General features: G+C 58.6%; 25 protein-coding genes and 1 pseudogene. 6 read left to right on the forward strand and 20 right to left on the reverse strand.

The features are described 5' to 3' along the window. Nucleotides 1-8: 8 nt before the first annotated feature. Genes ACA073_RS22480 through ACA073_RS22500 form a run of 5 tightly spaced genes read right to left on the reverse strand, consistent with a single transcriptional unit; the run spans nucleotide 9 to nucleotide 5,226 of the window. Nucleotides 9-3,116 carry a pilus assembly protein gene (locus ACA073_RS22480; protein ID WP_497399579.1) on the reverse strand — a complete coding sequence of 1,036 codons (3,108 nt, stop codon included), beginning with the start codon at nucleotides 3,114-3,116 and terminating at the stop codon, nucleotides 9-11. After that, nucleotides 3,103-3,585: a pilus assembly PilX family protein gene (locus ACA073_RS22485; protein WP_497399581.1), complete on the reverse strand. Its 483-nt coding sequence runs from the start codon at nucleotides 3,583-3,585 to the stop codon at nucleotides 3,103-3,105. The genes ACA073_RS22480 and ACA073_RS22485 overlap by 14 nt, the downstream gene beginning before the upstream one ends. 11 nt (nucleotides 3,586-3,596) lie before the next feature. Further along, nucleotides 3,597-4,310 carry a PilW family protein gene (locus tag ACA073_RS22490; protein ID WP_497399583.1) on the reverse strand — a complete coding sequence of 238 codons (714 nt, stop codon included), beginning with the start codon at nucleotides 4,308-4,310 and terminating at the stop codon, nucleotides 3,597-3,599. After that, nucleotides 4,307-4,756, reverse strand: a complete 450-nt coding sequence (gene pilV / locus ACA073_RS22495; protein WP_497399585.1) for a type IV pilus modification protein PilV — start codon at nucleotides 4,754-4,756, stop codon at nucleotides 4,307-4,309. The genes ACA073_RS22490 and pilV overlap by 4 nt, the downstream gene beginning before the upstream one ends. Then, nucleotides 4,753-5,226 (reverse strand): GspH/FimT family pseudopilin, encoded by a 474-nt coding sequence (locus ACA073_RS22500; protein ID WP_497399587.1) that lies wholly within the window; start codon nucleotides 5,224-5,226, stop codon nucleotides 4,753-4,755. The genes pilV and ACA073_RS22500 overlap by 4 nt, the downstream gene beginning before the upstream one ends. Before the next feature lie 130 nt (nucleotides 5,227-5,356). Here ACA073_RS22500 and ACA073_RS22505 point away from each other — a divergent pair, with 130 nt between their 5' ends. Continuing rightward, nucleotides 5,357-5,905, forward strand: coding sequence for a GspH/FimT family pseudopilin (locus tag ACA073_RS22505; protein ID WP_497399589.1), 549 nt, complete (start codon nucleotides 5,357-5,359; stop codon nucleotides 5,903-5,905). Here the strand turns inward: ACA073_RS22505 and ispH are convergent. The 6 genes from ispH to murJ form a co-directional block, all read right to left on the reverse strand. Beyond that, complete coding sequence (gene ispH, locus ACA073_RS22510) at nucleotides 5,882-6,829, reverse strand: 4-hydroxy-3-methylbut-2-enyl diphosphate reductase (RefSeq protein ID WP_084319493.1); 948 nt, start codon at nucleotides 6,827-6,829, stop codon at nucleotides 5,882-5,884. The two genes, ACA073_RS22505 and ispH, sit on opposite strands and share 24 nt — an antisense overlap. Before the next feature lie 153 nt (nucleotides 6,830-6,982). Next, on the reverse strand, nucleotides 6,983-7,420 hold the full coding sequence (fkpB, locus tag ACA073_RS22515; protein ID WP_497404198.1) for an FKBP-type peptidyl-prolyl cis-trans isomerase: 438 nt from the start codon (nucleotides 7,418-7,420) through the stop codon (nucleotides 6,983-6,985). A gap of 7 nt (nucleotides 7,421-7,427) precedes the next feature. After that, nucleotides 7,428-7,940 (reverse strand): signal peptidase II, encoded by a 513-nt coding sequence (gene lspA / locus ACA073_RS22520; protein ID WP_461953167.1) that lies wholly within the window; start codon nucleotides 7,938-7,940, stop codon nucleotides 7,428-7,430. Next, a complete protein-coding gene (gene ileS, locus ACA073_RS22525; protein ID WP_497399591.1) occupies nucleotides 7,933-10,764 on the reverse strand; it encodes an isoleucine--tRNA ligase in 2,832 nt (943 codons plus the stop codon). The genes lspA and ileS overlap by 8 nt, the downstream gene beginning before the upstream one ends. Continuing rightward, complete coding sequence (gene ribF, locus ACA073_RS22530; RefSeq protein WP_497399593.1) at nucleotides 10,765-11,715, reverse strand: bifunctional riboflavin kinase/FAD synthetase; 951 nt, start codon at nucleotides 11,713-11,715, stop codon at nucleotides 10,765-10,767. It abuts the gene before it with no gap. Nucleotides 11,716-11,844: 129 nt separating this feature from the next. Beyond that, nucleotides 11,845-13,383, reverse strand: a complete 1,539-nt coding sequence (gene murJ / locus ACA073_RS22535) for a murein biosynthesis integral membrane protein MurJ (protein WP_497399595.1) — start codon at nucleotides 13,381-13,383, stop codon at nucleotides 11,845-11,847. 252 nt (nucleotides 13,384-13,635) lie between these two features. Here murJ and rpsT point away from each other — a divergent pair, with 252 nt between their 5' ends. Then, complete coding sequence (gene rpsT, locus ACA073_RS22540) at nucleotides 13,636-13,914, forward strand: 30S ribosomal protein S20 (protein WP_008154937.1); 279 nt, start codon at nucleotides 13,636-13,638, stop codon at nucleotides 13,912-13,914. Nucleotides 13,915-14,099: 185 nt separating this feature from the next. On the opposite strand, the gene ACA073_RS22545 is transcribed toward rpsT, so the two are convergent. From ACA073_RS22545 to rplU, 5 genes are all read right to left on the reverse strand, one after another. After that, the gene (locus tag ACA073_RS22545) at nucleotides 14,100-14,564 is read right to left on the reverse strand and encodes a CreA family protein (protein ID WP_497399597.1); all 465 of its coding nucleotides are present in this window, start codon (nucleotides 14,562-14,564) and stop codon (nucleotides 14,100-14,102) included. A 12-nt stretch (nucleotides 14,565-14,576) separates the two neighbouring features. After that, on the reverse strand, nucleotides 14,577-15,695 hold the full coding sequence (gene proB, locus ACA073_RS22550) for a glutamate 5-kinase (RefSeq protein WP_497404200.1): 1,119 nt from the start codon (nucleotides 15,693-15,695) through the stop codon (nucleotides 14,577-14,579). Between the two features lie 123 nt (nucleotides 15,696-15,818). Continuing rightward, nucleotides 15,819-17,042 carry an Obg family GTPase CgtA gene (gene cgtA / locus ACA073_RS22555; RefSeq protein ID WP_497399599.1) on the reverse strand — a complete coding sequence of 408 codons (1,224 nt, stop codon included), beginning with the start codon at nucleotides 17,040-17,042 and terminating at the stop codon, nucleotides 15,819-15,821. A 193-nt stretch (nucleotides 17,043-17,235) separates the two neighbouring features. Continuing rightward, a complete protein-coding gene (gene rpmA, locus ACA073_RS22560) occupies nucleotides 17,236-17,511 on the reverse strand; it encodes a 50S ribosomal protein L27 (RefSeq protein ID WP_003215862.1) in 276 nt (91 codons plus the stop codon). A gap of 34 nt (nucleotides 17,512-17,545) precedes the next feature. Next, nucleotides 17,546-17,860, reverse strand: a complete 315-nt coding sequence (rplU, locus tag ACA073_RS22565) for a 50S ribosomal protein L21 (RefSeq protein ID WP_003176051.1) — start codon at nucleotides 17,858-17,860, stop codon at nucleotides 17,546-17,548. A gap of 240 nt (nucleotides 17,861-18,100) precedes the next feature. On the opposite strand from rplU, the gene ACA073_RS22570 reads away from it, so the two are divergent. The 3 genes from ACA073_RS22570 to ACA073_RS22580 all read left to right on the forward strand — a co-directional run bounded on the left by ACA073_RS22570 (nucleotide 18,101) and on the right by ACA073_RS22580 (nucleotide 20,051). Then, entirely contained in the window at nucleotides 18,101-19,069 is a 969-nt protein-coding gene (locus tag ACA073_RS22570; protein ID WP_017340860.1) for a polyprenyl synthetase family protein, read from the forward strand. Between the two features lie 175 nt (nucleotides 19,070-19,244). After that, a complete protein-coding gene (locus ACA073_RS22575; protein WP_462007552.1) occupies nucleotides 19,245-19,586 on the forward strand; it encodes a zinc ribbon domain-containing protein YjdM in 342 nt (113 codons plus the stop codon). 207 nt (nucleotides 19,587-19,793) lie between these two features. Continuing rightward, entirely contained in the window at nucleotides 19,794-20,051 is a 258-nt protein-coding gene (locus ACA073_RS22580; RefSeq protein WP_497305573.1) for a PA4570 family protein, read from the forward strand. Nucleotides 20,052-20,199: 148 nt separating this feature from the next. On the opposite strand, the gene bamJ is transcribed toward ACA073_RS22580, so the two are convergent. The 3 genes and pseudogenes from bamJ to ACA073_RS22595 all read right to left on the reverse strand — a co-directional run. Then, the gene (gene bamJ / locus ACA073_RS22585; protein WP_149418390.1) at nucleotides 20,200-20,817 is read right to left on the reverse strand and encodes a BamJ family beta-barrel-assembly machinery protein; all 618 of its coding nucleotides are present in this window, start codon (nucleotides 20,815-20,817) and stop codon (nucleotides 20,200-20,202) included. Between the two features lie 120 nt (nucleotides 20,818-20,937). Then, entirely contained in the window at nucleotides 20,938-21,249 is a 312-nt protein-coding gene (locus ACA073_RS22590; protein ID WP_497399601.1) for a DUF6482 family protein, read from the reverse strand. 221 nt (nucleotides 21,250-21,470) lie between these two features. After that, nucleotides 21,471-21,683, reverse strand: a pseudogene (locus tag ACA073_RS22595) (YqhA family protein); the annotation flags it as partial. Between the two features lie 152 nt (nucleotides 21,684-21,835). Between ACA073_RS22595 and ACA073_RS22600 the strand changes: the two are divergent. Further along, complete coding sequence (locus tag ACA073_RS22600; RefSeq protein WP_497399603.1) at nucleotides 21,836-23,665, forward strand: hypothetical protein; 1,830 nt, start codon at nucleotides 21,836-21,838, stop codon at nucleotides 23,663-23,665. A 5-nt stretch (nucleotides 23,666-23,670) separates the two neighbouring features. Here ACA073_RS22600 and ACA073_RS22605 read toward each other — a convergent pair whose 3' ends face one another. Then, the gene (locus tag ACA073_RS22605) at nucleotides 23,671-24,012 is read right to left on the reverse strand and encodes a PA4575 family protein (RefSeq protein ID WP_017340866.1); all 342 of its coding nucleotides are present in this window, start codon (nucleotides 24,010-24,012) and stop codon (nucleotides 23,671-23,673) included. Nucleotides 24,013-24,309: the final 297 nt, after the last annotated feature.

Consider the following 24,309-nt stretch of genomic DNA (forward strand, 5'->3'; position numbering starts at 1 on the left):
ACTCTCACTTACTGAATTTGTCGCCACATGATGCGACGGCTACCGCCGCCGGCTTTTTCCACCAGCGAAGTGGGCGTTCCGCTGGAATCGTTCACAATCTTGCGGGCTCCGCCGTTGACGATGGCGTTCAAGAACGGCATCCCGCCAGTAAATATCACTCCACTGGATATCGTGTCCGCGCTGTCGACCACCCCGTCGCCGTTGGTGTCGAGCACCGCGTAGTTGAGCATCTTACCGCTGAACGCATCCAGTTCGACCAATTTGCCGGTGCCGAAACTGGCACAAGGGTCCGTAGTGTCGACTACGGCGGTAGTAAATACGATTCGCCCCAGCACCAGGGATGCCTGGTTGATCACTCGTTCACCGGTCAATACGCTGTTGTAGACCAGTGGCAAGTACCAGCCCTTCTCCGCCGGATAAGTCGTTTCGTTCTGGCTGGTAGTAATGAATTGCCCCGAACTTCCCGAGAACACGCCCGTCACCGACTGGGCCTGCAAACTGGATGTGGTGATCTGTCCGGAACCGCCGTCAGCGTCCCATACCGCATAGAACGCCTGCAGATCCTTGTTGGTCTTGTCGACGGTCTCGTTGAACTTGCCGGTGCCGAAAAACACCACCTTACCGCCCAGTGAATTGTCCGCCAGTAACGGCTGCGCGGTGATCGGCTGGGTGGCGCCGCCAGCCGTTGTGAACAACGGCTTGCCGGAAAACGCCACGCCCCAGGTGTTGGTGGTGGCACCGCTCAGATCAAACTTCCACAACCGCCCTTTCAGATCTCCGCCATAGGCGGCCTGCACCACATTCTGTGAGTTGACTTTGAGCTCCACCGAAGACAGTCCATTAGTGGTCTCCGTGCTGTCGATGACGATTTTCTTGATCAGTGACCCGTCACGAATATCGACCACATACAACGCCGCCACACCGGAATTGCTGCCATAGCCGTTGGAAATGAACGCCGCCCAACGACCGTCGGCCAAGCGTGCCACTTCCGGGCGGGCGTAGGCATAACCCAGATCATTGAAAACGTTCGCCGTATTGGCCGTGGCGGGTGCACTGAACTCCCACAACGCCTTGGTCACGTTACCGGCCGAAGCATCAAATAGCTGCAGCGCGTAAAACGTCTTGCCACCCGCCCCTGTCCCGCCGATCGCCAGGGTTTTCCAGGCACTGTTGAGTTGTGCATCGAATACGCCCACTTGCCCGTCGACCAGAAACTTGTGGCTGACGCCGTTGATGTAGGCGGTATCGGCGATATAGCGCAAAGATGGCAGTACGCTGGACGGCATGTAGGCATAGCGTCTCGCGCCGTTACCCGAGTTGATGACGCTGACAAAACCATCGTTGGCGTTGACCACCAGACTGGAGTTCATGTTGGTTGCTTTAGTGGCCAGATAGGTACTGTAGCTGGTGTCACTCACCAGATCGGACGCGGTTTTGTCCGTAGGCGAGGCTAGCACCAAAGGCGAGTTGATGATGTCGCCGAGCAACACACTGCGCACTTTCAACCCGGTCTTGTTGGTGCCCTTGCTCCACTCCACCAGATCGCTGCCGGTGATGCCGGTGGGCAGCCCCTGACTCAACACCGTCTGCTGCGCCGGGGCGAAATTGGTATAAGCAAGGGTGACGGGAGCATTGCTCACGCTGTTCCAGGACTGGTAAATCGGTGCCGTGGCGCCGGGTACGATGGCCGTGTCAGTGGTCCAGAGCACTGAGGCGGTATTGACCGTGCCAGCGGCGGTGAACCCATAGGATTTTATGGTGCCGCGCCAGTCCTTGGGGTCGTAGCTGGTCTGGTAGTAAGCGGAACCGACACCGACGATTGCACTGCTGGTGGTGCCGCCCCCCCCTGAACCGGCTTTCGAGGTGATGTCGCTCAGGGCGGATGACAGCGCGGTGTTGAGGCCGGCGCTGTCAGTTGCCTGATAATACCTGCCCTCCCCGTACCTGGCGGCGTCCGACAACATCTGATTCGCGGCAGTGAAGCCTACGGTGTAGGTGTTCATGTTCTGCGTGGGGAAATCTGCGGCGTTCCAGCTTTTGCCACCGGCGTCGGTACCGGTGATGCGCATGTCGATGTCGAAGGCGAATTTGGCAATGTCGTCCAGGTACAACGTGTCACCCTCGCCATCACCGGAGAGGTTGTCGCCATCGTTCGCACTGTTGCCGTCCCAGTTCGGCAAACGGCTGCCACCGAGCGGATCGTCGGTCGGGAAGGTCCGGTCGAACGTAGGCAGTCCATCGGTGATCACCACGCCGTAGTTTTTCTGGCAACGATACTGGATCGGGCTGGTGTAAGTGGTGGGTGTCGAGTTGTAGTACGGCGCCATGCCGCGCATGTACCGCGTGATCTCGTAATAGGTTTCTGCCAACGGGGTATTGGCGATTGCACTCAAATCATTGATCGATGAAATCAGGTTGTCGAAGTTGGTTTGCGCCTGCCCCTGGGTGATGCTCCCAACAGCAGTTAGATCACTGACAGCGCGGGCGATAAACCCACCTTGGTCGGAATTACTGCCCTTGGGCGGGTTGAATGTCGCAAGCCCGATACGCAGCGCGCGATTGCCTGTAACCAGACTCGTAGAAACATCCTTCGCTACGTTCATTCGGTAATCGTTGGGGATGGCACCAGTGCCAGTGGTGAAGTCCCTGTTCGATCCATTCGCCAGACTCACCAGATAAGACAGATAGTCAGCCGTATAACGCGTGTTTTCGTGGCCCACCGGATCGGGCAACTTCAGGCATATCGACGACATCCCGGATCCCCGATAAAAACCGTACCAGTTGCCGTTGTTGGAGCAGTCGCCGCGGTTAAGGCTCGACAAGGCGATGTTGGTATCTTCCATGTTCAGATTCTGTCCGTTCGAACATGTGCCGTTTGAATGGCAGTTCGCAATTTGCGCGCGGCTGACCGTCGGATCGAAACCCGGCGCCCAAATGATGTTGTTCATGCTCCCCGAATCATCGATCAACAGCATCACGTTTGGCGGCACCGCCGCAGCGCTCAGCAGGGGCGAATCCGAGGGCGTGAACGCGTAAGCAGGGGCTGACAGGTACAGGCCCAATGCAACGCCAGTCAGCAACCGCCAGATCCCGGAGCACCTGTCAGTACTTGGCATAGATGCTCTCCACCACACTGCGAACGTTATTCCCCACGATGGCCACTGCCGTGACCCGATAAAGCGTCGCAGAGGTGTTGCTCGGTACATTCACAGCGTTCAACGTGGTGCCGATGTTCTGCACTCCGTAGAAACCGTTGGCGGCGGCGATCCAGGTGACACCCGAAGTGGAGTTGAGCCCCGCGGCGATGATCGACGAAGACTCGGCCGGTGGTGCGCATTTAGTGGTGCCGCTGCAAACCGGCAATGCATAAGTACCCAGCTGCACTGCACTTTCGCCGATGCGCAACGCGGCTTCGGCGATCTGGAACGACTGATTGCGCAGGGTCACGCTGCTGGCCATTTTTTCCTGCAGAGTGGCGTTCTGCATCGATGAAATGCCGATCAGTGTCAGCAACAGCAGAAACACCAGGCTGACCAGCAATGCCATGCCGCGCTGGACATGAGAGGTCACGGAAGAAAAATTCATCGGTCCTCCCCTCATGGCAAGCGGTTGCGCAATGCGGCAACCACGTTGAAGGTTTGATCGCGAACGCTATTGTTCGGATCGAAGAGGGTTAACGTCAGACGCACACTGCGGATTCGCGCAGGGTCGGACGGGTTGGTGCTGTAACTGGAAGCAGCCGTATCGTTGGCCGATGCAGCGAGCCCGTAGCTCACATTGAAAGTCCTGACGTTGTCGACCAGCACCGCCTGAGTCGGCGTCCCGTTGCCGACACCCATTGTCAGCTGATTACTCCTGAGGCTGTAAATCAGGCGCCGAATCGGAAACGCCAATTGCCCCGTTGCGGGGGTTCGCACGCCGGTGTACGCCGTCGCGGTGTTCCTGCAGTCAGACACCACCGTCCACACCGGGGTCCCGCCACTGCCTCCGACATCGGCGGTCACCAGGGTCAGTTTGAGGTTGGCATTGTCCCAACTGATCGGTGTGACCTGACTCGCATTGAAGTCCCCCGCCGTACTGGAATCGGTAATCGTCCCCAGACAACCAAACATCCCCACCATGCGGATTTCCTGAATCATCTTGCTCAACACGAAACGCGCATCTTCCTGCATGTTCGCCGCCGCGTTCTGGCTGACGTAGGTGTTCTTGGCCGCGATAAAAATCTGCGCCACGCCGAGTACCACAACCAGGCTCAACGCCAGGGCGATCATCATTTCGATCAGGCCGAAACCTCGATTGAGACGGTTCATGGCGTCGCCACCGGATCAATGGCGGCGCGACTGGTCAGCACAAAGCTGCGACGGGAGTTGGCGGTGTTGGCAGCCCGCGAGTCGTCCCAGGTGATGGTGATGGTGTACACCCGCTGATTGAGGGTGACGCTGCCGGTGGCGGTGCTGCCGAGGATACCGACGATGCTGGACGTGAAGTCGTACAGGTCCTGATCTCGCGCGACATTCAGGTTGCCCGACGTCGGTGGCGTGACGGTGTAATCGGCACCGGAGTTGGCGCGGATGCGGTCCATCATGTCGTAGGCAATGAAACTCGCCTGGCTGGTCATTCGCGAGCTGTCAGTGTACTTCAGCGCATTGAGCTGAAACGCCGCTGCCCCCAACAGGCCCACGCTCAGAATCAACAACGCCACCAGAACCTCGATCAGCGTCATGCCTTCCTGTGCACGCTTGCTCCATTCCCTCATCCGCAACTTCCACCCAATAGAATTCGTCCGTTCAAACACACCGTCAGCGTCCTGTTTTGCGCCCCCAGTACGTAGCTGATAACCACCTCCGTGGACGGTGCCGACAGACCACCCAGATTGTTGAAATCAATGGCGGTCACTCCTGAGGTTAGCGTCAGAGTCGCGCCGCTGCTCATCGCTGGAACAACCCGCAATACATTGGCCGAAGTGCCAGTACTGTCATAGACCGTCAGTTCCCCGGTCCAGGCTGTGCCGCCCGCCGTTGGTCGCACCCGGGTGGTAATGCCCCGGTCAATGGCTTCAAGCCTGGCGAAATTCAGGCCGCGCTGCAGGTCGCTGATTTCAGTATCAGCTTTGGTGCCTTGCACAGAACGGGTAAACGCCGGCACCACCAGGGTAATCAGAATCAGAAAGACCGCGAGCGCTACCAGCAACTCGATCAGCGTGAAACCTTTTGTACGATGATCCATCGGTGCCCTCCGTTGCCGTCGGCTATACCTGCTGTTACACGCTAGAACATTCGACGGACAGATGTACGGTTGTTTTGCCATTAGTCGCGCAAGGATTGTGCGAGCTACCGCATTCCAGGGAGGTGATTTCATGCGTCAGCAGGGTTTCAGTCTGGTTGAACTGCTTATGGGACTGATGATTATCGGGATTGTTCTGCATTTGGTCAGTCCAGCGTTCGCAGCGCTTACGGAATCGAACCATCGAGAAGTAGCAGCGGAGTCGTTAATCAGCGGTATACGCAACGCCAGAACCCTCGCGATCTCGCGCAATCAGAGCGTTGTGATTCATGGCATCAATGGCGATTGGGGTCAGGGCTGGCGAATCATTTTCGACATCAGTGGCAAAGGCCCGGAGGACACCAGCAATCCGATTGTGGTGGAGCACACCAGCGGAACGCGGCTGCCGATTGTCGGCAATTGGTGGGTCAAGCGATACATACGTTTCAGCAGTCTCGGCGAACCGCTGATGCCAAAAAAAGCTTTTCAAGCCGGAACGTTGCACCTTTGCGATGCCCGTGAGCCCGTGAGCCAGCTTCAAGTAGTGCTGGCAGCCACCGGTCGCGTCAGCCTGCGCAGCGATAAGGCTGCACAGGCGTTGTGCGAGAAAGGAGAAAAATCAAAGCAGCGAACGAACGCGTAACTCTTTAGGCATGGAAAACGTGATGTTCTCCTCGCGACCGGCCAGCTCATCGGCACCGGTAGCGCCCCAGGCCTGCAACTGCTGGATCACACCACGCACCAGTACTTCCGGAGCGGAGGCGCCAGCGGTAATACCGATGCGCTCGACACCATCGAACCAGCTCTTTTGCAGGTCTTCGGCGCCGTCGATCAGGTAGGCCGGAGTGGCCATGCGTTCGGCCAGCTCACGCAAGCGATTGGAGTTGGAGCTGTTCGGGCTGCCGACCACCAATACCACATCGCATTCGTCGGCTAGTGTCTTGACTGCGTCCTGACGGTTTTGCGTCGCGTAGCAGATGTCGTCCTTGCGCGGACCACCGATCGCCGGAAAGCGCGTACGCAGGGCGTCGATGACGCGGCTGGTATCGTCCATGGACAGGGTGGTCTGGGTGACGAACGCCAGTTTTTCAGGATTGTGTACTTGCAACGCGGCAACGTCTTTCTCGTCCTCGACCAGATAGATCGCGCCACCATTGCTGCCATCGTACTGGCCCATGGTGCCTTCGACTTCCGGGTGACCGGCGTGGCCGATCAGGATGCATTCACGACCGTCGCGGCTGTAACGCGCGACTTCGATGTGCACCTTGGTCACCAGCGGGCACGTCGCGTCGAACACTTTAAGGCCACGGCCGGCGGCTTCGGTGCGTACAGCCTGGGAAACGCCGTGGGCACTGAAGATCACGATGACGTCATCCGGCACCTGATCCAGTTCCTCAACGAAGATCGCGCCGCGAGCACGCAGGTCTTCAACGACGAATTTGTTGTGGACCACTTCGTGGCGCACATAGATCGGCGGCCCGAAGACTTCCAGGGCGCGGTTGACGATTTCGATCGCCCGGTCCACACCGGCGCAGAAGCCACGGGGATTGGCGAGTTTGATTTGCATGCTGTGCCTCGTGTCTTGCGCGCGGAAACAATGAATAACCACTGTGGGAGCGGGCTTGCTCGCGAAAGCGTTGGCACATTCAACATTTATGTCGACTGATAGACCGCTTTCGCGAGCAAGCCCGCTCCCACAATTTTGACCGCATCCGGTCAGTTACAGCGATTTGACGCTGATGATTTCTACGTCAAAGGTCAATGTCTTGCCAGCCAGCGGATGGTTGAAGTCGATGGTCACTTGCTCGTCATCGAACTCTTTCACCACGCCAGGCAACTCAGTATTGGCCGCATCGTTGAAGATCACCAGCAAACCCGGTGACAATTCCATGTCCTTGAACTGTGAGCGCGGGATGATCTGTACGTTTTGCGGGTTAGGCTGGCCGAAAGCGTTTTCCGGCTGAATCGTCAGCGTACGCTTGTCGCCCGCCTTGAAGCCGAACAGTGCCGCTTCGAAACCTGGCAACAGATTGCCGTCGCCGACCTTGAAGGTCGCCGGGGCTTTGTCGAAGGTGCTGTCGATGGTGTCGCCGTTCTCCAGGCGCAGTGCAAAGTGCAAGGTGACTTCCGTGTTCTGGCGGATGCGTTGCTCAGCCAATACCTGTTCAGTCATGAACGGCTTCTCCGGTCTTTTTACTTTTGAACATGTCCAGCGCCAGCATCACGGCACCGACAGTAATTGCACTGTCGGCAAAGTTGAACGCCGGGAAATACCAGCGGTTCTGCCAATGCACCAGAATGAAATCGATCACATGGCCCAGGGCAATCCGGTCATACAGATTGCCCAGCGCGCCACCGAGTACCAGGGCCAGCGCAATGGCCAGCCAGGTTTCGTTGCGCCCCAGACGCTTGAGCCACACCACCAGCACCGCACTGACCACCACCGCGATCAGGGCAAACAACCAGCGCTGCCAGCCCGAGCTGTCGGCCAGGAAGCTGAACGCCGCGCCGGTGTTGTAGGCCAGGGTCCAGCTGAAGTAATCGGGGATCACCACGATCTGCTGGTACATCGCAAGCTTGCCTTCAAAGTAGAACTTGCTGGCCTGGTCGATGACCAGGACCAGCAAACTCAACCAGAGCCAGCCCAGCCGTCCGAAACGGCCAATGGCATTAGGCATAGTGACGAACCTCGCCAGCGCCGCTGATGTTGTCGACACAACGGCCGCAGATTTCCGGATGCTCCGGGTTCACGCCAACGTCTTCACGGCAGTGCCAGCAACGGGCGCACTTGGCGAAGGCCGACTTGACGATTTTCAGCTTCAGACCGCTGACTTCGGTGACCACCGCGTCCTCGGGTGCCTGAACAAAAGGCGCAACGCTGGCGGTCGAGGTGATCAGCACGAAACGCAGTTCGTTGCTCAGCTTGGCCAGGTCGGCGCTCAGCGCGTCTTCGGCAAACAGCGTCACTTCGGCTTGCAGGTTGCCACCGACGGCTTTGGCCGCGCGCTGGATTTCCATTTCCTTGTTCACAGCGACCTTCACCGCCATGATCCGCTCCCAGTAGGCGCGGCCCAGTTCAACGTTTTCCGGCAGTTCGGTGAGGCCTTCGTACCAGGTGTTGAGCATCACCGATTCGTTACGCTCGCCCGGCAGGTATTCCCACAATTCGTCAGCGGTGAACGCGAGGATCGGTGCGATCCAGCGCACCAGCGCTTCGGAGATGTGGTACAGCGCGGTTTGCGCCGAACGGCGGGCCTTGCTGTTGGCGCCAGTGGTGTACTGACGGTCCTTGATGATGTCGAGGTAGAAACCGCCCAACTCCTGCACGCAGAAGTTGTGGATCTTGGAGTAGACGTTCCAGAAGCGGTATTCGCCGTAGTGCTCTTGCAACTCGCGTTGCAGCAGCAGCGTACGGTCCACGGCCCAACGGTCCAGCGCCAGCATTTCTTCGGCCGGCAGGATGTCGGTGGCCGGGTTGAAACCGGTCAGGTTGGAGAGCAGGAAGCGCGCGGTGTTACGGATGCGCCGGTAGGCGTCCGCACTGCGTTGCAGGATCTGCTCGGACACCGCCATTTCACCCGAATAATCGGTCGAGGCTACCCACAGACGCATGATGTCGGCGCCCAGGGTGTCGTTGACTTTCTGCGGCGCGATCACGTTGCCCAGGGACTTGGACATCTTGCGACCGGACTCATCGACGGTGAAGCCGTGAGTCAGTAGCTCGCGGTACGGCGCGTGGTTGTCGATGGCGCAACCGGTCAGCAGCGACGAGTGGAACCAGCCACGGTGTTGGTCCGAACCTTCCAGGTACAGGTCGGCGCGCGGGCCGGCCTCGTGGCCCATCGCGTGCGAACCGCGCAGGACGTGCCAATGCGTGGTGCCCGAATCGAACCAGACGTCCAGGGTGTCGCTGATCTTGTCGTACTGCGGCGCTTCGTCACCGAGCAACTCGGCAGCGTCCATCTTGAACCAGGCTTCAATGCCTTCGACTTCGACGCGCTTGGCGACTTCTTCCATCAGCTCGGCGGTACGTGGGTGCAGTTCGCCGCTTTCCTTGTTCAGGAAGAACGGGATCGGCACGCCCCAGTTGCGCTGACGGGAGATGCACCAGTCCGGACGGTTGGCGATCATCGAGTGCAGACGCGCCTGGCCCCAGGCTGGAACGAACTTGGTGTCTTCGATGGCTTTGATCGCCCGCTTGCGCAGGGTGTCGCCAGTGACCGGCTCTTTGTCCATGCCGATGAACCACTGCGCGGTGGCGCGATAGATCAGCGGGGTCTTGTGACGCCAGCAGTGCATGTAGCTGTGTTCGATGACGGTGGTGTGCAGCAGCGCACCGACTTCGGTCAGTTTGTCGACGATGGCCGGGTTGGCTTTCCAGATGAACTGGCCGCCGAAGAACTCCAGCGACGGTACGTAAACGCCGTTGCTTTGTACCGGATTAATGATGTCATCGTTGACCATGCCGTATTTTTTGCAGGTCACGAAGTCGTCTACGCCGTAGGCCGGCGAGGAGTGAACCACACCGGTGCCAGCGCCCAGTTCAACGTAGTCGGCCAGGTAAACCGGCGACAGGCGATCGTAGAACGGGTGACGGAAGTTGATCAGTTCCAGCGCTTTACCGGTGGTGGTCGCGATGACCGAGCCTTCCAGGCTGTAACGGGCCAGGCAGGATTCGACCAGCTCTTCAGCCAGGACCAGCAGTTTGTCGCCGACGTCGACCAGGGCGTAGTTGAATTCCGGGTGAACGTTCAGCGCCTGGTTGGCCGGGATGGTCCACGGGGTGGTGGTCCAGATCACGATCGAAGCTGTTTTGCCCAGCGATGGCAGACCGAAAGCGGCAGCCAGTTTGGCTTCATCGGCGATCGGGAACGCCACGTCAATGGTCGAAGACTTTTTGTTCTCGTACTCGACTTCCGCTTCAGCCAGGGCCGAACCACAGTCGAAGCACCAGTTCACGGGCTTCAGGCCCTTGAACACGAAACCGCCCTTGACGATTTCGGCGAGCGCGCGGATTTCACCGGCCTCGTTCTTGAAGTCCATGGTCTTGTACGGGTTGGCGAAGTCGCCCAACACGCCCAGACGGATGAATTCGGACTTCTGGCCTTCGATCTGCTCGGTGGCATACGCACGGCACAGTTCGCGGGTCTTGTCCGCGCCCAGGTTCTTGCCGTGGGTCACTTCGACTTTGTGCTCGATCGGCAGACCGTGGCAGTCCCAGCCCGGAACATAAGGCGCATCGAAACCCGACAGGGTTTTCGAGCGGATGATCATGTCCTTGAGAATCTTGTTCAGCGCATGACCGATGTGAATCGTGCCGTTGGCGTACGGAGGACCGTCGTGAAGTACGAACTTCGGACGATCCTTGCCAATTTCGCGCAACTTACCGTACAGGCCAATGCTGTCCCAGCGCTGCAGAATCTGCGGTTCGCGCTGAGGCAGGCCGGCCTTCATTGGGAAGGCGGTGTCCGGAAGGTTTAGCGTGGCTTTATAGTCGGTCATTTATGGCTCTTCATTAGCGATTGGCGCTAGGTGCGACAGGGCACGGGCGGCGGCGACATCCGCATTGATCGCCGTCTTAAGCGCCTCCAGAGAGGCGAAACGCTGCTCTTCACGCAGCTTGTGGTGGAAAACCACCGTCAAACGCCGGTCATACAGATCGCCGGCAAAATCTAAAAGATGCACTTCGAGATGGGCTTTGCCATCCCCTTGGACCGTTGGCCGCACGCCGATATTGGCGACGCCAGGCCAGGTCTTGCCATCGATGTCGACGTCGACCAGGTAAACCCCGGACAGCGGCACGCGACGACGCTTGAGTTGAATGTTGGCGGTTGGCGTACCCAGTTGGCGCGCCAGCTTTTGGCCGTGCAACACACGCCCGGTAATCTGGAACGGACGACCGAGCAGGCGTTCGGCCAAGGCAAAATCGGCAGCGGCCAAGGCATTTCGCACCTGGGTGCTGCTGACGCGAATGCCATCCAGCTCAACGGTTTGCGCCGCTTCGACGGTGAAGCCTTGCATGACGCCGGCCTGTTGCAGGAAATCGAAATCCCCTACCCGGTCGCAACCGAAGCGGAAGTCGTCACCGACCTCCAGGTGCTGCACGCCGAGGCCATCCACCAGAATGGTATCGACGAATTCACTGGCGCTGAGTTTGCTAAGGCGCTGGTTGAAAGCCAGGCACAGGACCCGGTCGACACCTTCGTCAGCCAGTAGCTGTAGCTTGTCGCGCAGACGTGCGAGGCGCGCCGGCGCGGTCTCCGGGGCGAAAAACTCCCGGGGCTGCGGCTCGAAAATCACCACGCAGCTGGGTACGCTCAACTCGAGCGCTCGCTCACGCAGCCTCGCCAGGATAGCCTGGTGGCCACGGTGAACACCGTCAAAGTTGCCAATAGTGGCGACACAGCCCCGATGCTGGGGGCGCAGGTTGTGGAGGCCTCGAACCAGCTGCATAACGCGCTTCTTGCTCATAAAGTGGTCGATTATAACCACACCCGGCGGCCGACGACAGGCAACACCGTAACCCAAAGTGATCGAGCCGACAAAACTGCTCGCCCGCCCGTGTTTATCGAGGCAAAAGCCTCAGCTCAGCGCCTTGCGATTGAAGTCGCGCAAACGGAAGCCCATCAACAGCAACATCCCGAAATACGAGACCACCCCAGCGCCCACCAGAGCCCCCAGACGCAGGAACCGCTCCAGCATGTGCCCCTGATCCCAGGCCGGCATAAAGTGCATCCCGACCAGCAACACTGCGGACATTACCAACACCGCGATCACCAGCTTGGCGCCAAACTTCGCCCAGCCCGGTTGTGGCTGGTACATCTGCTGCTTGCGCAGTTGATAGAACAGTAGCCCCGCGTTGAGGCAGGCACCGGCGCTGATCGCCAGCGCCAGCCCGGCGTGGGCCAGCGGACCGATCAGCACCAGGTTGAACAACTGCGTAACGATCAACGTGAAAATTGCGATTTTTACCGGCGTGCGGATGTTTTGTTGCGCATAAAAGCCCGGCGCCAGCACTTTGATCACGATAATCCCGAGCAACCCAACGGAATAGGCAATCAACGCCCGCTGGGTCATGGCCGCATCGAAGGCGCTGAACTGGCCGTACTGAAACAGCGAAACCGTCAGCGGCTCAGCCAGAATCCCCAGCGCCAGCGAGCACGGCAACACCAGCATGAAGCACAGGCGCAGTCCCCAATCGAGAATCCGCGAATACTCGGCGCGGTCTTTGCTGGCGTAGGTCTTGGCCAGCGTCGGCAGCAGAATCGTGCCCAACGCCACGCCCAGCACCCCGGATGGCAATTCCATCAAACGGTCGGCGTAATACATCCACGACACGGAACCGGCGACCAGGAACGACGCAAAAATGGTGTTGATGATCAGCGAAATCTGGCTCACCGAAACGCCGAGAATTGCCGGCAGCATCTGTTTCATGACCCGCCAGACCCCGCTGTCGCGCAGGTTCAGGCGCGGCAGCACCAGCATGCCGATTTTTTTCAGGTGCGGCAGCTGATAAAGCAATTGCGCCAGACCGCCAGCCAGCACCGCCCAGCCCAGAGCCATGACCGGCGGATCGAAATAAGGCGTCAGGAACAGCGCAAAGATGATCATGCTAACGTTGAGCAAGGTCGGCACGAAGGCTGGCACCGAGAAGCGGTTATAGGTGTTGAGGATCGCCCCGGCCAGTGAAGACAGGGAGATCAGTAGTATGTAAGGAAAGGTCACCCGCAACAGGCTGGACGTCAGCTCGAATTTTTCCGGGGTGTTGGTAAAGCCTGGCGCTGTCGCCCAGATCACCCATGGCGCCGCGAGCATGCCCAACGCGGTGACCAGCGCCAGCACCAGTGTCAGCAAACCGGAAACGTAGGCAATAAAGGTGCGCGTCGCCTCCTCGCCCTTCTGGCTTTTATATTCGGCAAGAATCGGCACGAACGCTTGGGAAAAGGCCCCTTCGGCGAAGATCCGGCGCAGCAGATTGGGCAGTTTGAAGGCGATGAAGAAGGCGTCCGTCGCCATTCCCGCGCCAAATGTCCGCGCAATGAGGGTGTCACGAACAAACCCCAGAATCCGGGAAAGCATCGTGATAGAGCTGACGGCGGCCAACGATTTGAGCAGATTCATTGAAAGAGTTTGTGCCTGTCGATAAACAGCAGGCGAACAACGCGCCCACTTATGCGATACTCCGCGCCGCAGCAGCACAGAGCCAAAGCTCGCGAGTTTACAGGTCAAGCGCCGGAAATAAATATCCCGCCTCTTTATACCTACCACTTAGCGGAACGTCTCAACCGCCCTTGACAAGACATCAACTCATCGGCATGATTCGCGGCCTATTTTGTTTGCTATTTCCTAAAAAGTCTTTCGAGGAGCTCGACGGTGGCCAACACACCTTCCGCCAAAAAACGTGCAAAACAGGCTGAGAAGCGTCGCAGCCACAACGCCAGCCTGCGTTCCATGGTTCGTACCTACATCAAGAATGTAGTTAAAGCCATCGACGCAAAAGACGCTGAAAAAGCTCAAGCTGCTTACGTTCTGGCCGTGCCAGTTATCGACCGTATGGCCGATAAAGGCATCATCCACAAGAACAAGGCTGCTCGCCATAAGAGCCGCCTGAACGGTCACGTCAAGGCTCTGAACCTTGCTGTTGCCGCATAAGCGATAAGCTTGTTGAAAAACCGACCTCAGGGTCGGTTTTTTATTGCCTGCGATTTAACAAACGCAACGCAAAAAAAATGTGGGAACGGGCTTGCTCGCGAAGGCGGTGTATCAGCCAACATTAATGCCGACTGACACTCCCTCTTCGCGAGCAAGCCCGCTCCCACATTTAGATCTTCGTTAGCTTATTGATTGTGTGTCCACGGCAAAATCGGAATCGCTGTCACCGCATTCTGCGGGCTGCCTTCGATCAAGCGATCGCTGTACACCAGATACACCAGCGTATTGCGTTTCTTGTCGAGGAAGCGCACCACCTGCATGGTCTTGAATACCAGCGATGTACGCTCCTTGAACACCTCTTCGCCATCCTTCAACTCGCCTTTGAAGTTGATGGGACCGACCTGGCGGCACGCAATAGACGCTTCGGCACGATCTTCCGCCAACCCCAGCCCACCTTTTACGCCACCGGTTTTGGCGCGCGACAGGTAGCAGGTCACACCCTCGACCTTAGGATCGTCAAACGCCTCGACCACAATGCGGTCATTCGGGCCGACGAACTTGAACACCGTCGACACCTGACCGATTTCCTCGGCCGAGGCCAGCAGCGGCATCGCCAACAGCAGACCCAACAATCCTTTTGCCCCACGCATTCAGGTATTCCTTCAGACCAGGATCAGGTTATCGCGATGGACCAGTTCCGGCTCCGCCATGTAACCCAACAGACCGACAATCGCCTCAGACGACTGACCGATGATTTTCTGCGCTTCCAGCGCGCTGTAGTTGGCCAGGCCACGGGCAATCTCACGACCGTCCGGCGCCACGCAAACCACCATTTCGCCGCGACGGAAACTGCCCTGGACCAGTTTGACGCCGACCGGCAACAGGCTTTTGTTGCCTTGGGACAACGCCGTCACCGCACCCGCATCCAGCACCAGCGTGCCGCGGGTTTGCAGATGGCCCGCCAGCCATTGCTTGCGCGCTGCCAACATGCCGCGCTCCGGCGACAGCAAGGTGCCGATGCGCTCGCCCGCCTTCAGGCGATCCAGCACACGCTCAAGGCGCCCGCCAACGATGATGGTGTGCGCACCAGAACGCGCCGCCAGTCGTGCCGCGCGCAACTTGGTCTGCATGCCGCCGCGCCCCAGCGCACCGCCAGTACCACCCGCCACCGCATCCAGCGCCGGATCATCGGCACGCGCTTCGTAGATCAGCTGGGCGTCGGGGTTGTTGCGCGGGTCGGCGTCGAACATGCCGTCGCGATCGGTAAGGATCACCAGCAAATCAGCTTCGACCAGGTTGGCCACCAGCGCCGCCAGCGTGTCGTTGTCGCCGAAACGGATTTCATCCGTAACCACGGTGTCGTTTTCGTTGATCACCGGGATCACTTTCAACTCGACCAAGGCACGCAAGGTGCTGCGGGCGTTCAGGTAGCGCTTGCGGTCGGACAAGTCGTCGTGCGTCAGGAGAACCTGCGCAGTGTGCCGACCATACTCGGCAAAGCTCGACTCCCAAGCCTGCACCAGGCCCATCTGACCGATGGCGGCAGCCGCCTGCAGTTCGTGCATCGCACTGGGTCGTACGGTCCAGCCTAGACGGCTCATGCCCGCTGCCACCGCCCCGGAGGACACCAACACCAGCTCGATGCCCGCTTCATGCAGGGCCACCATCTGCTCGACCCAGACACCCATTGCCGCGCGATCCAGGCCCTTGCCGTCCGCCGTCAGCAAAGCGCTGCCGATTTTCACGACCCAACGCTGCGCACCTGTCACCTTGCTCCGCATCATCTTCAACCTTAGCTTGAGGACAGCGCGACCCAGCGCTGTCCGTAACGTTATTCGTGACTACCGATTTCCAGATACTAAAACGCCGCTCTAGTGAGCGGCGTTTTAGTTTATCGCAACGAATCAGTCGCGCACGTAAATGATTTCCGGACCGTCTTCATCATCCACGTCTTCTTCGTCCCAATCATCGTCGCCGATGTCATGGACCGACTTCACGCCGCTGCGACGCAGGGCACGCTGGTCATCCAGAGCCTGCAGCTGAGCACGGGCTTCGTCTTCGATGCGCTGATCGAGTTCGGCCAGCTCTTCCTTGTAAGCAGGGTCGTTCGCCAGGCGATCGGCACGATCTTCCATGTAACGCATGATGTCGTGACACAGACGCTCGGTGCCGAGCTTGGAGATCGCGGAGATCACGTAAACCGGACCCGTCCACTCCAAGCGCTCAACGATTTCCTTGACGCGAGCATCGTGCTCTTCTTCGAGGATCTGGTCGCACTTGTTCAGCACCAGCCAACGATCACGCTCAGCCAGAGACGGACTGAACTTGGTCAGTTCGCTGACGATCACTTCAGCCGCATCCGGGGCACTGGTGTCGTCGAGCGGCGCCATGTCCACGAGGTGCAGCAACAAGCGGGTACGCGACAAGTGCTTGAGGAAGCGAATCCCCAGGCCTGCGCCATCGGAAGCGCCTTCGATCAGACCCGGGATGTCCGCGACCACGAAGCTCTTCCAGCGATCGACGCTGACCACACCCAGGTTCGGCACCAGCGTGGTGAACGGGTAGTCGGCGACTTTCGGCTTGGCGGCCGATACCGAACGAATGAAGGTACTTTTGCCCGCATTCGGCAAGCCCAGCAGACCGACGTCCGCCAACACCTTCATTTCCAGCTTCAGGTCACGCGCCTCACCCGGTTTACCCGGAGTCGTCTGACGCGGAGCGCGGTTGGTACTGGATTTGAAACGGGTGTTGCCCAGACCGTGCCAGCCACCGTGAGCCACCAGCAATTTCTGGCCAGCCTTGGTCAGGTCGCCGATCACTTCTTGAGTGGCGGCGTCGATGACCGTGGTGCCAACCGGAACACGCAGCACCAGCTCTTCACCTTTCTTGCCGGTGCAGTCGGTGCTTCCGCCGTTGGAACCGCGCTCGGCATCGAAATGCCGGGTATAGCGGTAGTCGACCAGGGTGTTGAGGTTTTCGTCGGCGATCATGTAGACCGAGCCGCCATCACCACCATCACCGCCGTTCGGGCCACCGTTCTCGATGAATTTCTCGCGACGGAAGCTCATGCAACCGTTGCCGCCGTCACCGGCCTTTACTCGAATCGATACTTCATCAACAAACTTCATAACAAAACGCCTCTCGCCATACGGACGAGCCGAAAAAATCCAGACATAAGACTCTTGCAAAAATGAGCGCAGCGACCTCAATCAACGACCGCAAATCCAGCGCTGGAGCCCATTACAAACAGCTTTGCAAGAGACTCACCCCACAAACGAAAAAGCCCCGTCGCGAGACAGGGCTTTTCCAGCATCTACGTAATTATGCCGCGACGACTTCAGTCTTCGGGACAATGCTCACGTAACGGCGATTGAAAGCGCCTTTTACTTCGAACTTGATCACGCCGTCGATTTTAGCGAACAGAGTGTGATCTTTACCCATGCCAACACCGTAACCGGCGTGGAATTGGGTGCCGCGCTGACGCACGATGATGTTGCCCGGAATGATAACCTGGCCGCCATACATCTTCACGCCAAGGCGTTTGGCTTCTGAGTCGCGACCGTTACGGGTACTACCACCAGCTTTTTTGTGTGCCATGAGTCAATTCTCCTAGTGAGGAATTAGGCTGAAATTAAGCCTGAATACCGGTGATTTTGATCTCGGTGTACCACTGGCGGTGGCCCATACGCTTCATGTGGTGCTTACGACGACGGAACTTGATGATGCGGACTTTATCGTGACGACCTTGGGAGATCACTTCAGCCACAACGGTAGCGCCGGCAACAACTGGAGCGCCGATGTTCACGTCATCGCCATTGGCGACCAACAGAACGCGATCAAAAGTAACGGATTCGCCAGTAGCGATTTCCAGTTTTTCGATCTTCAGGTATTCACCTGGGGCGACCTTGTATTGCTTGCCACCAGTAACAATTACTGCGTACGACATGGTATTTCTCCGATAATCCTGCTCACCCAGCTCTTTATAAGAAGAGGTATTGGCTGGCATGGCTGCATAAGGCTGGAAGGCCTGTTTGCAATTGCGTAAGGCAGGTGCTGCCCAGGAAGTTCAGGGTGCGCGATTGTACGCAAGCTGCCGGAGCGATGCAAGAGGCCGTCCATCGCGCCTTGACACCCGCCGACGTGGGTCCTAGCATGCCGCGCAACCCTTCTGGAGCGACTGTCGCTGATGCAACCCCAAGCTTTCTACCGCGCGGTGGCGGACGATTTTAGCGCCGTCGACGGCATCATCAAGAAGCAGCTGACTTCCCGAGTGCCGCTGGTATCGAAAATCGGCGACTACATTACCTCGGCTGGCGGTAAACGCCTGCGTCCTTTATTGGTGCTGCTGTGTGGCAAGGCCCTTGGCCGCGAAGGCGACGACCTGCGTCTGCTGGCCGCGACCATCGAGTTCCTGCACACCGCCACCCTGCTGCACGACGACGTGGTCGACATGTCCGGCATGCGCCGTGGCCGCTCGACCGCCAACGCCATGTGGGGCAACGCGCCGAGCGTGCTGGTAGGCGACTTCCTGTATTCGCGCTCCTTCGAAATGATGGTCGAACTGGGTTCCATGCCGGTCATGAAGATCCTTTCGCAAGCCACGCGCATCATCGCCGAAGGCGAAGTGTTGCAGCTGTCTAAGGTCCGCGACGCCAGCACCACCGAAGAAACCTACATGGAAGTCATCCGTGGCAAGACCGCGATGCTCTTCGAAGCTTCGACCCACAGCGCCGCAGCCCTCTGCGAAGCCACTCCAGAACAGGCCGAAGCCCTGCGCACCTTTGGCGATCACCTGGGCGTGGCCTTCCAACTGGTCGACGACCTGCTGGACTACAAGGGCGACGCGGAAACCCTGGGCAAGAACGTCGGCGACGATCTGGCCGAAGGCAAACCGACCCTGCCGCTGATCTATACCATGCGCGAAGGCACGCCGGAACAGGCGGCACTGGTGCGCAAGGCGATCCAGAAAGGCGGCATTGAGGACCTGGAAAGCATTCGCGAGGCCGTTGAGGCTTCCGGCTCCCTTGAGTACACCGCGCAACTGGCCCGCGACTATGTGGCCCGTGCGATCAAATGCCTCGACGCGCTGCCTGCCAGCGAATACCGCGATGCGTTGGTGGAATTGAGCGAGTTTGCGGTAGCCCGCACGCACTAAAACTGTGGGAGCGGGCTTGCTCGCGAATGCAATCCGTCAGTCGACATCGTCAGTGACTGAGACACCGCATTCGCGAGCAAGCCCGCTCCCACAGGTTCGTCACCGCCATGCCCTCTCCCGTCTAAAACCCTATACAATGTGCGCTTTTTAGCGATCCTGAATCCAAGGAGCTTTAGTGAGCACGTTGCCACCCTGCCCGAAATGCAAATCCGAATACACTTACGAAGACGGCGCTCAGCTGATCTGCCCAGAGTGCGCCCACGAGTGGTCCGCCAGCGGCGAAGCTGAAGCAGCGTCCGATGACACCGTGAAAAAGGATTCGGTAGGCAACGTCCTGCAGGACGGCGACACCATCACCGTGATCAAGGACCTCAAGGTCAAAGGCACGTCGCTGGTGGTCAAGGTTGGCACCAAGGTCAAGAACATCCGTCTGTGCGATGGCGACCACGACATCGACTGCAAGATCGACGGCATCGGCCCGATGAAGCTCAAATCCGAGTTCGTCAGAAAAGTCTGAACCTGCTGTACTCCATCCCGCGCCCGCCGTGGGATGGCGCTTCTCCCTCCCCCGCTTCACCCGGCATTTTCCTCGCAGTAGCCAAACGCCAGCCGTTTTGACCTTAGGCAATCCTTACCCGGAAAAAATCACAAACCGCCAATAGGTCCTTGCTATTTGATGAATAGGAATTATTCTCATTGAAATCCATCAATGGAGATGAGACCCATGACTTATTTGATCGATGCCTGGCTGGACCGCCCACACCCCTACCTCAGAATCCTGCATCGGGAAACCGGGGAAGTCTGTGCGGTGCTTGAGGAAGAAGCCTTGAACGAGCTGCAGGATCAGGGTGATCTGGACGTCAACGGCTTGAGTTCCAGCGAGCCGGTGGTACTCAAGGAACTGGTGCGCAATCTGTTTCTGTTCTGCTATGCCCGGGCGTTGCGCCCGTCAAGTGAGCTGCACCACAAGATCGAAGTATGAAGCGTACAAGCAAGGTGTCGGAGCAGGCCCTGTGGGAGCGGGCTTGCTCGCGAAAGCGATCTGACATTCAACACTAATGTTGCCTGACACTCCGTCTTCGCGAGCAAGCCCGCTCCCACATTTACCGGGCCACTCCCACACGCAGGGCTTACAGAACGTCGAGCAGCTCGACGTCGAAGACCAGTACGCTGTGCGGCGGAATGCTGCCAACGCCTTGAGCGCCGTAAGCCAGTTCGCTCGGCACGTACAGACGCCATTTGCTACCGGCGTTCATCAGTTGCAGGGCTTCGGTCCAGCCAGCGATCACGCCGCCCACCGGAAATTCAGCAGGCTGACCACGATCGTAGGAGCTGTCGAACACAGTGCCATCGATCAGAGTGCCGTGGTAGTGAGTACGCACTTGGTCTTCACGGGTCGGCTTGGCGCCTTCACCGGCGGTCAGCACTTCGAATTGCAGACCGGAAGCCAGGGTGGTGATGCCATCGCGCTTGGCGTTTTCAGCCAGGAAGGCCAGGCCTTCGCCAGCAGCCGCTTCAGCTTTGGCGGCCGCTTCAGCTTGCATGATTTCGCGAATGACTTTGAAGCTCGCGGACATTTCTTCCTGACCCACACGGCTTTCCTTGCCGGCGAATGCGTCGGTCAGACCTGCCAGGATCGCGTCCAGGCTAACGCCCGGCGGCGGGTTGTCGCGCAGCTGGTCGCCCAGCTGACGGCCAATACCGTAGCTGACGCGGGTTTCGTCGGTGGACAGATTTACTTCGGACATGACACTGCTCCGCTGTGCGGACGGCCCTGGAACTTGCCGTGCGTGCACAGCGCGTCCCGGAGCGCCCGGAACCAAAAGGGCCAGCAGACTAGCACAGATGTCGTTGCGCTGATGAGGGTGTCAGTGCCGCCAGGCAGAACCGATGTTGATCGGCACCTTCAGGCTTTCCTCCGCATTCGCACCCAACCCGCACATTTCATCATGAACCGAGGTGTGCACAAGGTTGAACGGCAAGGTAGGAAAGGCATGAAGCACTTCACGCGCATGCTCGACCGAACGCAGGTGAACGGCCTGGCCGCGGGCATCGCTCAGGGGGTACGCAGAACCATGCATGCGCGCCTCCAGCAAGTAGATCCCGCCTTCCATGGAGATCAGGTTCAGCTCATCGATTTTCCCGGCGATGGCATAAGCACGTAACTCATCGAAGTTCATGGAACGCACCCCATACAGTGGCGAGACAACATCCTTACAGGCATAGGCCTCAGCGCTTCAAAGTACAAGCCATAAACGCCACCGCCCGTCTGTTTCACAACTCTCCCTGTGGGAGCGGCGGTGCGACGATTCGACTTGCTCGCGAAGGCATCAACTCGGTCTGACGGTAAACCGCGGTGCTGCCTTCGCGAGCAAGCCCGCTCCCACATGGTCAGTGCGAATCAGTGCTTGGTGAGTTTGTCCAGGTAACCCATGGCAAAGGCCGACACCACGAAGGTCATGTGAATGATCACGTACCACTTCAAATGCTCGGGATCGACGTTCCTGGCGTCCATGAAAACCCGCAGCAGGTGAATGGACGAAATCGCCACGATGGACGCCGCGACCTTCATCTTCAATGAAGACGAATCCATGGTGCCCAGCCATTGAATCTCACACATTGGGCTGTAAATGGCCGCGAGTATACCAGCCGCCTGTTGCACCCAGAAACCATCGGAAAATCCGCCACCTGCGCGTGTGTGACAAGGTTTTTCTGCTAGTGTCCAAACCATTGACAGCTCCGCGACATCGGACAGGAAGACTGGAAATGGATGTGCGATTGCCTTTAACGAGCGCCGCAATGGGCTTGGTTCTGCTGATGAGCGGCTGCTCACCCGGCGATGACAAACGCCAGGTCAGCCTCGAGGAAAAGACCGCGCAGTTCGAGAAGTCCCTGGACGCCATTCAGGACCCGAAACTCAAGGTTGCCGTGGCCGAACTGGGTGGCTCGCTGCTGTTGCTCGAGCGTGCACAACTCAAACTCGACAGCAAAACCGTGGCAACCGAGTACGGCGAAGACGTCCTCGCCGTGCTCAAGCACTATCCCACGCCCCAGGCCCTGGTCGACACGTACATCAACGGCCTGATGGTGTTGCACAAGGATTCCAGCTCCGATTACCTGACCGACCTGCAACCGGTGTTCCCCTTCAACTTCGACATTCCGGCCACATTTCTCTTTCCCCATGGGCTGGAATGGCAGTCGGTGACCCTGAGCAACAAACGCGTGATTCCGTTTCAGCCGGAATGGTCGGAAACCGATCCGGGCATCCAGCTCAGTCCGTCGAGCTCCAGTCTGACCAACCCTGATGACCTGACAGTAACCTATCCGTTCATCGATGGCCTGGACGTCGAAAACAAGAACCAGCCGCAGCCCGTCAGCCTGCAAGGCAAGGTGGAAGTCATCGCGCCGCGCAGGCTTTATAGCTTCGACCTGACGAAAAAGGACGTTGGCCAGACCCGCACCAACGATAACCTCAGCGTCACTCTGCTGAAGCTGGCAAACAACTACGCCGAAATCGAATTCAACAACAGCGCACCGCTGGCACCCGAGGTCGGCGAAACGCCACTCAACCCGCTGATCGTCCAGGCGAAGGACGCCACCGGGCAGTTTCTTTTGCGCTCGGGCTCGATTAACGAAACCGCCGCGCAAATTGCCTTCTATCAAAAACAGCTCGCAAAAATGCAGCAGCAAAAGGCCTGGAGCGAGACGTTCGAAAAACAGCTCGACGAAGAGCAGCGCGCCTTTGAGAAGCAACAAAAAAACCATTACTCCAAGGTCTATTTCAACGGGCCGATCGATACCCTTGAAGTCAGCCTGCTCGACTTCTCGGCGGCCACGGTCACACGCAAGGATCTGGACCTGCCAGTCCGTCGCTTCGACCAGCACACCACCGAAAAAACCATCCAGCCACTGACCTTGCCCGTGGTGGTATACGACGATCAGGCCCCGACCTGGCTCAAAGGCGCGACGCTGAGCGAGGAGCAATTGAAAAAAAGCGTCAGCATCCGGCAATCGGTCGATGACCCGAGCGCCGCGCGCATCGAATTCGATCACACCCGAAGTTTCAACGATGAACTGCTGGGCACTTCCTTCAACCCCGGCGATAGCCCGGTCAGTTTCTTTACCGAGGACAGCAGCGGTAAACGCGATGAGCCGATCGAGCTGCCGCCGGAGGCGTATCAGATCGATCCCCTGCGCGGCATCATCACTTACGATCTGAACCTGTTTGCGCAAACGCCGGCCTACGCGGTGGGCTCCATGCCGCTGTTCCTGGCGACGGTCGACAAGCAAACACTCGACGCCCATCAACTACCCAAAGGCCTGGAATTGAAAGGCAATGCGCTGGTGGTTGATCTCAAGATGTTTCCCGCCCAGGACTGGCGCTTTTTCGCCAGGGACGACAGCGGTCACTACCTCAAGGAGATTCTTTCGGTCATTCACGACGCGAGCGCAGAAGGCCCGGCGCTATTCGGCGTGCATTACTTCTATGGCCTGCCCACACGCCTGGAAACCTATCAGCGAACCGACCTCACCACCGTGCAATATGGTTTCGAGGTCAAGCTGGACAAGGCTGACACGTCCAGCCTTGCCCAATAGCCCTCTCAATGGTCGGGGCGAAACTCGAAACCGCCCAGGTTGCGGCAACGTCCGCCATTGATTTCCCGCAGTTGGGCTTGCAGGTGCAGGCACCAGATTTGCGGATCGTCCGCCAGCTCGTAGCCGTGCAGGGTCAGGCTTTCAACAATGGTGTCGAGGATTGATTCAGCCACGAAGGGGCCATGAAACGGGCCCTGGGCTTTGATGGCTGACGGTTGTTCGCCGGCCATTCCGGCGGCGAAGAGTAAGGTCCACATGCCCGTATCGCCAGCCAATGGCTTGATGGCACACTCGATACGGGTCACAAGACCCAGGCATTGACGGGTGAGGCAGAGGTTGCGCGACATGGCAGCGACCCTCGTTAGATCCGGTATTCAGCCCCCACGGGAGAGCTGTCTCGATCCAGTGATAACTGTCGATATCCTAGAGCTCAGAATAGAAGAAAAGTCTGACCAGCACGTCAACTGAGACCAGAATGCGCCGAATGGTCACTGCGTGAGGCTTGAAGTCAGGGTAATGGCACGCTCTCAGGTTTAACCGGATACCAATGTGGGAGCGGGCTTGCTCGCGAAGGCGTCGTGTCATTCAACATTGATGGTGACTGACACGACGCCTTCGCGAGCAAGCCCGCTCCCACAGTAGAT

The sequence above is a fragment of the Pseudomonas sp. LBUM1670 genome, from assembly GCF_059695695.1.